Annotated in this window: 13 protein-coding genes; 10 read left to right on the plus strand and 3 right to left on the minus strand. The window is 72.4% G+C overall.

The window, feature by feature from the left end:
• Positions 1–161: 161 nt before the first annotated feature.
• The 7 genes from ACICHK_RS18320 (at position 162) to serC (ending at position 7,069) form a co-directional block, all read left to right on the plus strand.
• A complete protein-coding gene (locus tag ACICHK_RS18320; protein WP_406837770.1) occupies positions 162–1,928 on the plus strand; it encodes an ATP-binding protein in 1,767 nt (588 codons plus the stop codon).
• Complete coding sequence (locus tag ACICHK_RS18325) at positions 1,925–2,332, plus strand: roadblock/LC7 domain-containing protein (protein ID WP_151469387.1); 408 nt, start codon at positions 1,925–1,927, stop codon at positions 2,330–2,332. The genes ACICHK_RS18320 and ACICHK_RS18325 overlap by 4 nt, the downstream gene beginning before the upstream one ends.
• Complete coding sequence (locus ACICHK_RS18330; protein WP_406837771.1) at positions 2,329–2,685, plus strand: DUF742 domain-containing protein; 357 nt, start codon at positions 2,329–2,331, stop codon at positions 2,683–2,685. The genes ACICHK_RS18325 and ACICHK_RS18330 overlap by 4 nt, the downstream gene beginning before the upstream one ends.
• Complete coding sequence (locus ACICHK_RS18335; protein ID WP_406837772.1) at positions 2,666–3,304, plus strand: GTP-binding protein; 639 nt, start codon at positions 2,666–2,668, stop codon at positions 3,302–3,304. Before ACICHK_RS18330 ends, ACICHK_RS18335 begins: the two co-directional genes overlap by 20 nt.
• Complete coding sequence (locus tag ACICHK_RS18340) at positions 3,301–4,521, plus strand: cytochrome P450 (RefSeq protein WP_406837773.1); 1,221 nt, start codon at positions 3,301–3,303, stop codon at positions 4,519–4,521. The genes ACICHK_RS18335 and ACICHK_RS18340 overlap by 4 nt, the downstream gene beginning before the upstream one ends.
• A 108-nt stretch (positions 4,522–4,629) precedes the next feature.
• Positions 4,630–5,853, plus strand: coding sequence for a cytochrome P450 (locus ACICHK_RS18345; protein ID WP_406837774.1), 1,224 nt, complete (start codon positions 4,630–4,632; stop codon positions 5,851–5,853).
• 97 nt (positions 5,854–5,950) lie between these two features.
• Positions 5,951–7,069: a phosphoserine transaminase gene (serC, locus tag ACICHK_RS18350; protein WP_406837775.1), complete on the plus strand. Its 1,119-nt coding sequence runs from the start codon at positions 5,951–5,953 to the stop codon at positions 7,067–7,069.
• A gap of 85 nt (positions 7,070–7,154) precedes the next feature.
• Here the strand turns inward: serC and ACICHK_RS18355 are convergent, their stop codons facing one another.
• On the minus strand, positions 7,155–8,147 hold the full coding sequence (locus tag ACICHK_RS18355; protein ID WP_406837776.1) for a WD40 repeat domain-containing protein: 993 nt from the start codon (positions 8,145–8,147) through the stop codon (positions 7,155–7,157).
• Positions 8,148–8,321: 174 nt separating this feature from the next.
• Here ACICHK_RS18355 and ACICHK_RS18360 point away from each other — a divergent pair, with 174 nt between their 5' ends.
• The 3 genes from ACICHK_RS18360 to ACICHK_RS18370 all read left to right on the plus strand — a co-directional run bounded on the left by ACICHK_RS18360 (position 8,322) and on the right by ACICHK_RS18370 (position 10,724).
• Positions 8,322–8,996 carry a GDSL-type esterase/lipase family protein gene (locus tag ACICHK_RS18360; RefSeq protein ID WP_406837777.1) on the plus strand — a complete coding sequence of 225 codons (675 nt, stop codon included), beginning with the start codon at positions 8,322–8,324 and terminating at the stop codon, positions 8,994–8,996.
• Between the two features lie 80 nt (positions 8,997–9,076).
• Positions 9,077–9,664 carry a Uma2 family endonuclease gene (locus tag ACICHK_RS18365; protein ID WP_406837778.1) on the plus strand — a complete coding sequence of 196 codons (588 nt, stop codon included), beginning with the start codon at positions 9,077–9,079 and terminating at the stop codon, positions 9,662–9,664.
• Between the two features lie 67 nt (positions 9,665–9,731).
• Positions 9,732–10,724 carry an aldo/keto reductase gene (locus ACICHK_RS18370; RefSeq protein WP_406837779.1) on the plus strand — a complete coding sequence of 331 codons (993 nt, stop codon included), beginning with the start codon at positions 9,732–9,734 and terminating at the stop codon, positions 10,722–10,724.
• Between the two features lie 121 nt (positions 10,725–10,845).
• Here the strand turns inward: ACICHK_RS18370 and thpR are convergent, their stop codons facing one another.
• Together thpR and ACICHK_RS18380 are read right to left on the minus strand one after the other, a co-directional pair.
• Positions 10,846–11,436 (minus strand): RNA 2',3'-cyclic phosphodiesterase, encoded by a 591-nt coding sequence (gene thpR / locus ACICHK_RS18375; protein ID WP_151469395.1) that lies wholly within the window; start codon positions 11,434–11,436, stop codon positions 10,846–10,848.
• Positions 11,437–12,054: 618 nt separating this feature from the next.
• Positions 12,055–13,419 carry an MFS transporter gene (locus tag ACICHK_RS18380; protein ID WP_406837780.1) on the minus strand — a complete coding sequence of 455 codons (1,365 nt, stop codon included), beginning with the start codon at positions 13,417–13,419 and terminating at the stop codon, positions 12,055–12,057.
• Positions 13,420–13,574 lie beyond the last annotated feature (155 nt).

Genomic DNA, 13,574 nt, shown 5'->3' on the forward strand with positions numbered 1-13,574 from the left:
CGGGGCGATCATGAAACCGCTTCCCGAAGCTTCCCAATCGGATCACGAACTCTCATATAGTGACGACGAGTTGAGCATCATGTGTCGCTTCTCGCCCAGGACCGACCGAGGACACGACCGAGGACACGTTCTCCCCCCAGAACACGACCGAGGACCGATTGATGACCCCGCCCCTGCCCTCCGGCGAACGACCCGCCCCGCGCACCACGGCGAAAGCCGCGCTGACCGCAGCCGTCCCGGCCGCCGCCGCGGTGGTGGCCGCCGTCCTGCTGGCCCCGGAGCCGGCCCGCGTGCCCCTCGCCTGGGGCACCGGCGCCGCCGCGTTACTGCTGTGCGCCGCCGTCGCGGTGGCCGCCCACGCCGTACAGGGCAGGCGACTCGCCCTCCGGCGTCTCGACGGCGTGACCAAGGACGTCGGCCGGCTCCTGCAGGAACGCGCCCGGATGGCCGAGGAGTTCGACAAGGAGCGGACCCGGATCACCGACGAGGCCGCCCGCGAACGCGCCCGCGCCGCCGAGGCCGCGGCCCAGGAGCGGGTCCGCCTGACGGAGACGGCCGCCCGCGAACAGGCCCGCCTCACCGCGGAGTTCGCCGAGGAGCGCGAGCTGCTCATCGGCGACCGCGCCCGGCTCACCGAGCGCAACGCCGACCTCTCCGAGCGCGCCCGGCGGGCCGACAGCAACCGGACCGCCGCGGTCGCGGCGACCGCCAACGCGGCCGCCCGCATGCAGGCGCTGTCCACCGGCATGCTCGCCGACCTGCGGGCCATGGAGGAGAAGCACTCCGACGAGGACGTCCTCGCCGACCTCCTCCACCTCGACCACCGCACCGCGCAGGCGGGCCGCCTCGCCGACTCCGTCGCCGTCCTGACGGGCGCGCGCTCGGGACGGCGCTGGGCCCGCCCGATCGTCATGGAGTCGATCCTGCGCGGCGCCATGGGCCGCATCGGCGGCTACCAGCGGGTGCGCGTCCACTCCGCCAGCGAGGTGGCCGTCGCCGGTCACGCCGCCGAGGGCGTCATGCACGCGCTCGCCGAACTCCTCGACAACGCGGCCACCTTCTCGCCGCCGACCGCCGAAGTGCACGTGTACGTCGAGGAGGTCCCGGCGGGCGTCATCGTCTCCGTCGAGGACAGCGGCCTGGTGATGGGGGACGTGCAGTTGCGGCGCGCCGAGCGCGCCGTCTCCGGGGACCTCGTGAACGCGTCCGACCTCGGCGGCCTCACCGGCACCCGTCTCGGCCTCGCGGTGGTCGGCCGGCTGGCCCGCAAGTACGGCCTGAAGGTGTCCTTCCGGCCCTCCGCGCGCGGCGGCACCGGCGTCCTGGTCCTGATCCCGCAGGACATCCTCACCCAGCCGAACCCTCCCCACGCCGCGGACCGGCCGCCGGCCGGTCCCGAGCCCGTCGTGGCGGCCCCGGCCGCCGTCGGCGGCCGCACGTCCGCGCCGGGGTCCCGGAACGGCGGGGAACCGCCGGAGGCCCGGCGTCCGCGGGAGTCCGGGGCACCGCGGGAATCCGCCGGGGCCACCGCCTCGTACGCCGCCGCCCGCGCGGCCGGCGACCTCGACCCGGACCCCGTCCCGACCCACGACTCGCCCCGGCACGAGCAGGGCCCCGCGTCCACCGGCGGCCTCCCCAAGCGGCGCCGCGGACGCACCCTCGCCCACGCCGAGCGCAGCCGCTCGCACGCCGCTCCCCCGGAGCCCCGCACCGGCGACGACCCCAAGACCCGGCCGGCCGCCCGCTTCGGCACCTTCCGCCAGGCGGTGCGCGGCACGGCGCCGGACGCCCCCGGACCCGTGGCGGGCGAGGAGCCGCCGGAGGCCGGGGCACCCGTACGGCCCGAGGACCACGCACCCGCGTCCACCGGTTCCACCACCCCCACTCCCACCGCGCACGCGCTCCCGGAAGGCGACACCACCCCATGACCGGCACCCTCACCGCCGACGAGAAGCTCACCTGGCTCATCGAGGGCCTCCTCGAGCGCACCCCGGGCGCACGGCACGCGCTCGTGCTCTCCCGCGACGGACTGAAGCTGTGCCGCACTCCGGAGCTGTCGGTCGACCAGGCCGACCAGCTCGCCGCCATCGCCGCCGGCATCCAGTCGCTGTCCCACGGGGCCTCCGTGGAGTTCGGCGACGGCAGCGGGGGCGTGCGCTCGGCGATGGCCGAGTTCTACGGAGGGGTGCTGTTCATCGTGGAGGCCGGTGACGGCGCGCACCTCGCCGTCGTCACCGGCGAGGACGCCGACGCCGGACTGGTGGGACACAACATGAGCGAACTGGTGGAACAACTCGGCGAGCACCTGACCGCGCCGCCCCGGTCGTCATGAGCCGTCCTGGCAGGGACGACGCGCCCGACCGGCTGTACACCCTCACCGGAGGGCGCACCCGGTCCGGGTCCGACACCCCCTTCGACCTCGTGACACTGGTGGTCGCCGAGTGCGACCCGGTGGTGGGCATGCAGTCCGAGCACGCCGCGATCCTGCGGATGTGCGAGCGGCCGACGGCGGTCGTGGAGATCGCGGCGGAACTGAACCTGCCGGTGTCGATCACCCGCGTCCTGCTCTCCGACCTGCTCTCCACGGGCCGCGTCAGCGCCCGTCACCCGCACACCACTGTTCCTTCCGGTCTTCCCGATCCCGACATCCTGGAGCAGGTGCTCGTTGGACTCCGTAACCTCTGACGCTCGTGCGCCCCTGTCCGCGTCGGCCGACAACGGCCTCAAGATCGTGATCGTGGGCGGCTTCGGTGTCGGCAAGACGACCATGGTCCGCTCGGTCAGCGAGATACGTCCCCTCAACACCGAGGAGACGATGACGCAGGCCGGCGAGGCCGTCGACGACATCAGCGAGGTCCGCGGCAAGTCCGCGACCACCGTCGCCTTCGACTTCGGACGCATCACGCTGGACACGCACAACATCCTGTACCTGTTCGGCGCGCCCGGGCAGGAGCGGTTCTGGTTCCTGTGGGACCGGCTGTTCTCCGGGACGCTCGGGGCGATCGTCCTGGTCGACACCCGCCGCATCGACGAGTCCTGGTACGCCATCGACCGGCTGGAGCACCACGGCACGCCCTTCATCGTGGCCTGCAACGACTTCGGCGGGCCCCCGCACACCCCCGCGCAGATCCGCGAGGCCCTCGACCTCGACCCGCACGTCCCCCTGCTCGACTGCGACGCCCGCTCCCGGGAGTCCAGCAAGCAGGTGCTGATCACGCTGGTGGAGCACCTCCAGTCCCACTACGCCCGTCACGGCGCCACGGCCGCGGAAGGCGCCCTTCACTCACCGGAGCCCGCGCTGTGACCCCCGCCCCCGCACCCGCGCCCGTCCCCCTCGGCGGGCCGCGGTTCCAGACCGAACCCGCCGAGCTGTACCGGGAGATGCGGCGCGACCACGGCAGCGTCGTGCCGGTCGTCCTCGACGGCGACGTCCCGGCCTGGCTCGTGCTCGGCTACCGCGAGCTGCACCAGGTCACCGGCGACCCCCAGCTGTTCAGCCGGGACTCGGACCTGTGGAGCCAGTGGGACCGCATCCCCGACGACTGGCCGCTGCTGCCGATGATCGGCCGCAAGCAGCCCTCCATCCTGTACACCGTCGGCGAGCGCCACCGCGAGCGCGCCGCGATGATCAGCGACGCCCTCGAAGCCGTCGACCCCTTCGAACTGCGCTCCCAGGCCGAGAAGTTCGCCGACGAGCTGATCGACGCGATCTGCCCCAAGGGCGAGACGGACCTCATCGGCGACTACGCGGCCCTGCTGCCCGTACGGGTCCTCGCGACGCTCTACGGCTTCGCGGACGAGCAGGGTCCGGGCCTGGTCACCGCCCTGAACGACATGATCAACGGGCGCGAGGGCGCGCTGGCCGGACAGCAGCACCTCGCCGCTTCCATGGCTCGGCTGATCGCCGACCGCAAGGAGGCGCCGGCCGACGACGTCGTCTCGCGGATGCTCGCGAACACCGCGGGCTTCGACGACATGGAGATCGTCCAGGACCTCATGGTCATGATGGCCGCCGGCCACCAGCCGACCGCCGACTGGATCGGCAACTCCCTGCGCCTGATGCTCACCGACGAGCGGTTCGCGGCCTCCCTGTTCGGCGGCCGGCACAGTGTCGCCGAGGCCATGAACGAGGTCCTGTGGGAGGACACCCCCACCCAGAACGTGGCCGGGCGCTGGGCCTCCCGCAACACCCAGCTCGGCGGCCGCCGCATCCGCGCCGGCGACCTGCTGCTGCTCGGCCTGCAGGGCGCCAACTCCGACCCCCAGGTCCGCACCGACGGTTCCGCGCTCACCGGCGGCAACAACGCCCACTTCTCCTTCGGCCACGGGGAGCACCGCTGCCCGTTCCCGGCCCAGGAGGTCGCCGAGGTCATCGCGCGGACCGGGATCGAGGTCGTGCTGGACCGGCTGCCGGACATCGACCTGGCGGTCCCCGCCGAGTCGCTGACCCGGCGCCCCTCCCCGTGGCTGCGGGGACTGAACGAACTGCCCGTGCGGTTCACGCCCGTTCCCGTCCTCTGAGACACCCGTTGCCACCCGGCCGGCGCACCCGCCCGGCCGGGTCCCGGGGCTGTCCCCATGCCCCGGGGAAGACGCGTCACCCCACCCAGCCCTTGGAGGCACCCCCGCATGACCACCGGTACCGAAGAGACCCGCATAGCCCTGGACCCCTTCGTCACCGACCTGGACGGCGAGAGCGCCGCGCTGCGTGCCGCGGGGCCGCTCGCCGCCGTCGAACTGCCCGGCGGGGTCCCGGTGTGGGCGGTCACCCACCACGCCGAGGCGCGCGCCCTGCTCACCGATCCCCGCCTGGTGAAGGACATCAACGTCTGGGGCGCCTGGCAGCGCGGCGAGATCGCCCCCGACTGGCCGCTGATCGGACTCGCCAACCCCGGCCGCTCCATGCTCACCGTGGACGGCGCGGACCACCGGCGGATGCGCACCCTGGTGGCGCAGGCGCTGACCCCGCGCCGGGTCGAGCAGATGCGGGAGCGGATCTCGAAGCTGACGGAGAGTCTGCTCGACAACCTCACCGGGGACGTCGTCGACCTGAAGGCCGACTTCGCCTACCCGCTGCCCATGTACGTCATCGCCGACCTCATGGGCATCGAGGAGTCCCGGCTGCCGCGCCTCAAGGAGCTCTTCGAGAAGTTCTTCTCGACGCAGACCCCGCCCGCGGAGGTCATCGCCACCCTCACCGAACTGGCCGGGATCATGGCCGAGACGGTGGCGGCCAAGCGCGCCGAACCGGGCGACGACCTGACCAGCGCGCTGATCCTGGCCTCCGAGGACGGCGACCACCTCACCGACGCCGAGATCGTCTCCACGCTCCAGCTGATGGTCGCGGCGGGCCACGAGACGACGATCTCCCTCATCGTCAACGCGGTCGTCAACCTCTCCGCCCACCCCGAGCAGCGCGCCCTCGTGCTGTCCGGCGAGGCGGAGTGGTCGGCGGTCGTCGAGGAGACCCTGCGCCACTCGACCCCGACCTCCCACGTCCTCATCCGCTTCGCCACGGAGGACGTCCCGGTCGGCGACAAGGTGATCCCGGCGGGCGACGCGCTCATCGTGTCGTACGGAGCGATCGGCCGCGACGAGAACGCCCACGGGCCCACCGCGGGCGAGTTCGACATCACCCGCACCGTCAAGAACCGGCACATCTCCTTCGGCCACGGACCCCACGTCTGCCCCGGCGCGGCCCTGTCCCGGCTGGAGGCGGGCGTCGCCCTGCCCGCCCTGTACGAGCGCTTCCCGGCCCTGGACCTGGCCGTCCCGGTGTCGGAACTGCGCAACAAGCCGGTGGTCACGCAGAACGACCTGTTCGAGCTGCCGGTCAGGCTCACCACCGGGTGAACCGGACCGCGTGATCCGGTGGCCGCCGTCAACACGCCCCGTCTCAGCCGACGGACGACGTTTCACCGAGGTTTCCCGGAACGGATAGGCTCATGACGTGGCTGATATCCAGATCCCCGCTGACCTCAAGCCCGCCGACGGACGATTCGGCGCCGGCCCCTCCAAGGTGCGGACGGAGGCACTGGACGCGCTGGCCGCGACCGGCACCTCCCTGCTCGGCACGTCCCACCGCCAGGCCCCGGTCAAGAACCTGGTCGGCAAGGTGCGCGAGGGCGTGCGTGAACTGTTCTCCCTGCCCGACGGATACGAGGTCGTCCTCGGCAACGGCGGCTCCACCGCGTTCTGGGACGTCGCGACGCACGGCCTGATCGAGAACAAGTCGCAGCACCTCACGTTCGGCGAGTTCTCCTCCAAGTTCGCGAAGGCGGCGAAGCTCGCGCCGTGGCTCGCCGAGCCGAGCGTGGTCTCCTCCGACCCCGGCACGCACCCCGAGCCGGTCGCCGAGGCGGGCGTCGACGTCTACGCCTTCACCCACAACGAGACCTCGACCGGTGTCGCCGCCCCGATCAAGCGGGTCGCGGGCGCCGACGAGGGCGCCCTCGTCCTGGTGGACGCCACCTCCGGCGCCGGCGGCCTGCCCGTCGACATCGCCGAGACCGACGTCTACTACTTCGCCCCGCAGAAGTCCTTCGCCTCCGACGGCGGTCTGTGGATCGGCGTGTTCTCCCCGGCCGCGATCGAGCGCGCCGAGCGGATCCACGCCTCGGGCCGGCACGTCCCGGAGTTCTTCTCGCTGCCCACGGCGATCGACAACTCCCGCAAGAACCAGACGTACAACACCCCGGCGCTGGCCACGATCTTCCTGCTCAACGAGCAGCTGGAGTGGATCAACGGCCAGGGCGGCCTCGCCTGGTCCGCGGCCCGGACGAAGGACTCCTCGACCCGCCTGTACCGCTGGGCCGAGGACAGCAAGTACGCCACCCCGTTCGTGACGGACGCGGCCAAGCGCTCGCAGGTCATCGGCACGATCGACTTCGCCGACGAGATCGACGCCGCCGCCGTCGCCAAGGTCCTGCGCGCCAACGGCGTCGTGGACACCGAGCCGTACCGCAAGCTCGGCCGCAACCAGCTGCGCGTCGCCATGTTCCCGGCGATCGACCCGGCGGACGTCGAGGCGCTGACGCACTGCATCGACTACGTCATCGAGAAGCTGTAGCCCCAGCCGTTCCCACGACCGAGGGGCGTCCGGCACGCGAGCGTGCGGGACGCCCCTCGGCGTGTGTACGGGCCGTGGCCGCGGGTCAGCGGCGGCGGCGCAGGCGCCTGAAACCGAGGACCACGGCGAAGAGGGCCGCGACCGCGACCGCGCCGACCTTCGCCGGACCGCTCATGCCGCCGTCCCCGTCCCCGCCCCCGGCGGCCGAACCGGCGCCCTTGGAGGACGAGTCGGAGCCGGACCCCGAGGCGCCCGGCGCGTCCTCCGGCTCCACGGGGCTGTCCGCGCCCTCGCTGCCGTACATGAGCTTCGATCCGTCGGGGGTGTAGGTGATCGACTCGCCCTGGCCCTGGAGCGGCACGTTCAGGCGCTCCAGGCGCTTGATCCGGCCGCCGTTCCACGTGTACGCGATGCCGCCGAAGTAGCCGCGCACGGCGAGCTGCCGGCCGTCGGGCGAGAAGGCGCCGTCCGTGACCCACAGGTCGACGGCGGCGACGGGCTTGAAGACGTTCGTGGCCGTGGCCGAGAGCTCGGCGGGTCCCTCGTAGAGGTGGCCGCCGTCCTCGTCCTTGTCGATTATGTAGACGCGCCCCGTCTTGGGGTGCACCATCAGCGCCTCCGCGTTGCGGGGACCGTCCGCGTACTTCACCACGTACTGGGTGGCGCGGACCGTCTGGTCCTTCAGCACCTTCGGCTCGGGCAGCTTGTAGATCCACACGTGGTCCCACGTGCCGCCGAGGTTGTCGCCGATGTCACCGACGTAGAGGTCGCCGTCGGGGCCGAGGGAGATCGCCTCGACGTCCCGGGGCGCGCCGACCCCGCTCATGGTGACCCTGGCGACGGTCCGGCCGGTCCTGCTGTCGACCGCGTAGAGGTAGGGCCCGTCGTCGCTGTCGTTGTGGGTCCAGTAGACGCCCGGGTGGATGCGCGAGGCGGCGAGACCGCTGGACTCCTTGATCCGGGGATCCTTGACGGTGAACCCCCCGTCCCCTCCGTCGGCGAGGGCGGGCGGTGCCAGGGCGAGGACGAGGGCCGCTCCGGCAAGGGCTCCGGACACGGACGAGGGCGATCGGCGCATGTCCCCAAGCCTGCCATCCCGTCGGCCCGTTCACGCCGCCGCCGTCCGCCGGGACCGCACCGCCCGGCCCTCGCTCAGGCCCGCCCGGCGCACCGCGCCGGACCGGGCGTCCGCGTGTCCAGCCTCACACCGCCCGGGACCGTGGCACCCGGGCCGATCGTCCATGATGATCGGATGCTCAGGTTCATGCCCGTCGGCGACTCCATGACGATCGGTAGCGCGGGCGAACACACGTGGCGGTACCGGATGTGGCAGCACCTGTGCGCGACGTACGGGGGCCCGTTCAAGATCGTCGGCCCGCGCGAGGCGCTCTACGACAAGGCGACGGACTCCCCCGCCTCGTACGAGTACGCGGACCCGGAGTTCCCCCGCGCCCACCTGGCCGGCTGGGGCGAGGGCTGGCTGCACATGGCCCCGCTGATCGAAGAGGCGGTACGGACGCACCGGGCGGACGTGCTGCTCGTCTCCCTGGGCCTGATCGACCTCGGCTTCTACACGAACGCCGAGCAGACCGTCGAGAACGTACGGGCCTTCGTCACGGCCGCCCGCGCGGCGAACCCGCGCGTCCACATGGTCCTGCTGCCGGTCGTCCCCAACATCCGCGCCCTGACGGACGCCCCCTTCGCGGCCCAGGTCACCCTGTTCAACGAACTCCTCGCGAAGACGGCCGCCGACCTGGACGACCCCGGCTCCCCCCTGCTGCTGGCCTCACCCCCGTCGCCGTACGACCTCGACCGCGACACCTACGACGGCACCCACCCGGGCCCCTCCGGCGAACACAGGATCGCCGCGGCCTTCGCGGACGCGATGCACCAGGGGTGGGGGCTTGGAGAGGCGTACGAGGACTGAACCCGTGACCGGGTGACCGTGCGTATCGTTGTACCGCTCGGCGGCTCTCACCGAAGGAGCGGCCGGGGAGGAACGCCACGATGACCGTCCTTGAAGACAGGATCGCGATGGCCGAGAGCGACAACCCGATCACGCTCGACAGCCTGTTCGAGCGACTCGAGAAGATGCCCGTCCCCGAGGGATACAAGGTCGAGATCGTCGAGGGGACCATCTCCACGTCGCCACAGCGGGACGCCCACTGGGAAATCATCGCCGCCCTCTACGACCAGTTGCGCACCAGGTATCCCCGGCAGCGGGTGAAGTCCGACGTCCGGATCGACTACCCGGGACGGCTCAACGGCTTCGCCACGGACCTGACGGTGATCGCTGAAGGTGCCGAGAAGACGGCGGGCGGTCAATGGCGCCATGAGGACGTCGAGTTCGCCGCGGAGGTCATCTCCAAGGGCACGGCGACGAACGACTACGGTCCGAAGCGGACCGCCTACGCCACCGCCGAGGTGGCCGTCTACCTGATCGTCGACCCGTACCAGGGCAAGTGCCACCTCTTCACCCAGCCCAAGGACGGCGACTACACCACCGAGACGATCGTGGAGTTCGGCACCGACGTCGACATGACCACCACCCCGCTGGAGCTCACCCTGAAGACCGACGAGTTCCCGCGCGACTAGGGCCTCCCCGGGCGCCACCCACCCTGCTCTTGCCTAGAGCGCACTCCACGCCGTTGGCTGGTGAACCATGAAGTACACACAGCTCGGACGCACGGGGCTCAAGGTCAGCCGGCTCGTCCTCGGCACGATGAACTTCGGACCGCAGACGGACGAGGCCGACAGCCACGCGATCATGGACGCGGCGCTGGACGCCGGAATCAACTACTTCGACACGGCCAACGTCTACGGGTGGGGCGAGAACAAGGGCCGCACGGAATCGATCATCGGGAACTGGTTCGCGAAGGGCGGCGACCGCCGCGACCGGACGGTCCTCGCGACCAAGGTGTACGGGAACATGGGCACCGAGGGCGACCCGTGGCCCAACCAGGACAAGCTCTCCGCCCTGAACATCCGGCGCGCGGTCGAGGCGAGCCTGAAGCGGCTGCAGACCGACTACATCGACGTCTACCAGTTCCACCACGTCGACCGGTCCACCCCCTTCGAGGAGATCTGGCAGGCGATCGACGTCCTGGTGCGGCAGGGCAAGATCCTCTACGTGGGGTCCAGCAACTTCCCCGGCTACAAGATCGCCCAGGCCAACGAGATCGCCGCCCGCCGCGGCGGCACCATCGGCCTGGTCAGCGAGCAGTGCCTCTACAACCTCGCCGAGCGCCGCGCCGAGATGGAGGTCATCCCGGCCGCCGAGGAGTACGGGCTCGGGGTCATCCCCTGGTCGCCGCTGCACGGCGGCCTGCTGGGCGGTGTGATCAAGAAGGAGGTCGAGGGCGGCCGCCGGGCGAGCGGCCGGTCCGCCGACGCCCTCGCCAACACGGCCGTGCGCACCCAGATCCAGGCCTACGAGGACCTGCTGGAGAAGCACGGCCTGGAGCCCGGAGAGGCCGCGCTGGCCTGGCTGCTGACCCGTCCCGGCGTCACCGGCCCCATCGTGGGCCCGCGCACCGCGGAGCAGCTCGGATCGGCGCTGCGCGCGGTGGAGCTGGAGCTGTCCCAGGAGGTCCTGGAGGGGCTCGACGAGATCTTCCCGGGCCCGGGGCCGTCCCCCGAGGCGTTCGCCTGGTGACGGGCCGTCCGGCGGTGGCGGTCGCTACCTGACCGCCGCCGCCACGGCGACGACGAAGAACATCAGCACGAGCACACCGGCCATGACGCGGTTTCGGGTCTTGGGATCCACGCCATCGAGGTTAACCGCCCGCGTGACCGCTCCCGTCGCCCGCCCCCAGCGGCCAGCTCGCCACCGTTTCGTATCGGGGCTGCTCACGGGGCACTCCCGCGGTCGGCAGGTTGCTGCGGACGAGACACAGCTCACCCACGGTCCAGGGTGTCCCGGCGAACGCGTCCAGGGCGGCGGCGTACGGCTTGAAGTCCGCGGAGCCACGGCTGCGGGCCACCGTCAGATGCGGCCGGTAACGCCGGTGCTCCTCCATCTCGACGCCCGCCTTGCGGCCCGCCGCGTCCGCCCGGTCCGCCAGCAGCCGCATGGCCGGGACGTCCCCCGTCGCGCCCACCCACAGGGCACGGCCGCCGAAGTGCCCGCCGCCGCGCAGGGACAGCGGGAACGGGCCGGTGCGACGGGCGGCCCGCAGCAGCCGTTCCGTGAGGTCCGGGACGACGTCGTCGGCCACCTCCCCGTAGAACGCGAGGGTGAAGTGCCAGCCGGGGCGGCCCGTCCAGCGCAACGCGTCCGCACCCGGCATCCGCTGCAACGCGTCCACTTCCGAGGCCAGTTCACGCACCGCATCGGCAGGGGGCAGTACCGCCGCGAAGAGTCTCATGGGGCCAGCCTTCCAGGGAACGGCCGTCGGCACACGGGAGTGTCCGGGGCCGCGGACCGCGCCGGCCGCCTCCGGGGACGCGGGGTCGGCACCACCCGGCCTCGGGCACACGCGAGACCCCCGAGGGACGCGCGCGCCACCGGAGGCCCGACGAGCCGTCCGGCCTCAGCCCCACGGAGAACCACCGGAAAACGCGGGAGGAGGCCCGGGGAACGCGGGAGGCGGCCGACCGGCCCCGGGGCCGTGGGAAACCGCCGGAGGGGCGCGTCGTGAGAAGGCCAGGAGAGACCGGAGACACGGCGAGGACGGCCTGCCGGAGGCAGCGGAGGGTCATGGGAGGCGGCGGAGGCGATCGGCCGCGTGAGCAGGGCGGGAGACGGCAGCAGGCCGGGAGACCGAGGGCCGGGTGAGCGGGCCGGGAGACGGCAGCGGACCAGAGACCGGAGCCAGGGAAGTGGCGGAGACGGCAGCGGGATGGGAGACCGAGGGCCGGGAAGCGGCGGAGGCGGCAGCGGGCCGGGAGACCGGAGCCCGGGAAGCGGCGGAGGCGGCAGCGGGGTGGGAGGCGGCGGAGGCGGTCGGCCGCGTGAGCGGGGCGGCCGCCTCCGGGGCGCCCGGTCACACCGCGGTGGCCAGCCGCTCCTCGTTCCGCGTGCGCGGGACGAAGCGGATCCTGGGGCGGCCGTGGTGCCATCCCAGGGAGACCCGCAGGCCGCCGACGCGGGCCAGGACCAGACCGATCGCCGTCGCCGCCGCCATCGAGACCAGTCCGCCGAGCGCGAAGCCCACCCGGGGACCGTAGACGTCGGTGACCCAGCCGATCAGCGGCGCGCCGAGCGGCGAGCCGCCCACGAAGACCATCATGAACAGCGCCATGACCCGGCCCCGCATGGCCGGGTCGGTGGCCATCTGGACCGAGGTGTTCGCGGTGACGTTCACCGTCAGCCCGAAGACGCCGATCGGGACCATCAGGAGCGAGAACAGCCAGAGCGAGGGAGCCGTGGCGGCCACCACCTCCAGCGCCCCGAAGGCCAGCGCGGCCGCGATCAGCACGCGCAGCCGGGCCGTGCCGCGCCGGGCGGCGAGCAGCGCGCCGGTCAGCGATCCCAGCGCCATCAGCGTGTTGAAGAGGCTGTAGGCACCGGCGCCCGAGTGGAAGACGTCGTCCGCGTACGCCGACAGCCAGACGGGGAAGTTGAAGCCGAAGGTGCCGATGAAGCCGACGAGGACGATCGGCCAGATCAGCTCGGGCCGGCCGGCGACGTACTGGAGGCCTTCGCGGAGCTGGCCCTTGGCGCGCGGCGCGCGCTCGACGACGTGCAGTTCGCGGGAGCGCATCAGCAGCAGTCCCGCCAGCGGGGCCACGAACGACAGGCCGTTGAGCAGGAAGGCCCAGCCGGTCCCCACGCCGGTGATCAGCAGGCCCGCGACGGCGGGACCGACCAGACGCGCGGACTGGAAGTTGGCCGAGTTCAGGCTGACCGCGTTCTGCAGCTGGCCGGGGCCGACCATCTCGGAGACGAAGGACTGGCGCGCCGGGTTGTCGACGACGGTGGCCATGCCGACGGCGAAGGCGGCGAGGTAGACGTGCCAGACCTGGACGTGGCCGGAGAGGGTGAGGAAGGCGAGCGCGAGGCCGGTGAGGGCCATCGCCGTCTGGGTCACCAGCAGCGTGGGGCGCTTGGGGAGACGGTCGACGAGGACACCGCCGTACAGGCCGAAGAGCAGCATCGGCAGGAACTGGAGCGCGGTGGTGACACCGACCGCGGCGGAGGAGCCGGTCAGGCTCAGCACCAGCCAGTCCTGGGCGATGCGCTGCATCCAGGTGCCGATGTTGGAGACGACCTGGCCCAGGAAGAACAGGCGGTAGTTCCGGATCCTCAGCGAGCTGAACATCGAGGAGGGGCGGGGGGAGTCGTGGGCGGCTGTGGAGTCGTGGGTGGCTGGTCCGGGGGCGGAGTGTGCTCCGGGTCCCGTACTCAAAAGGGCTCGCCTCCAGGGCAGTCGTGGACGTCGGCGTCATGGGGGGCGTCGGCGCTTGCGGGGTGGGGCGGACCCTCCGCGCTCCGGGACCGTGGTCCGGACCGGGACCGGTGACCCCGGCCGGGACCGGAGGTCCGGGTCGTGACCGGTGACCC

The sequence above is a fragment of the Streptomyces sp. AHU1 genome (assembly GCF_045343905.1).
Taxonomy (GTDB): domain Bacteria; phylum Actinomycetota; class Actinomycetes; order Streptomycetales; family Streptomycetaceae; genus Streptomyces; species Streptomyces triticiradicis.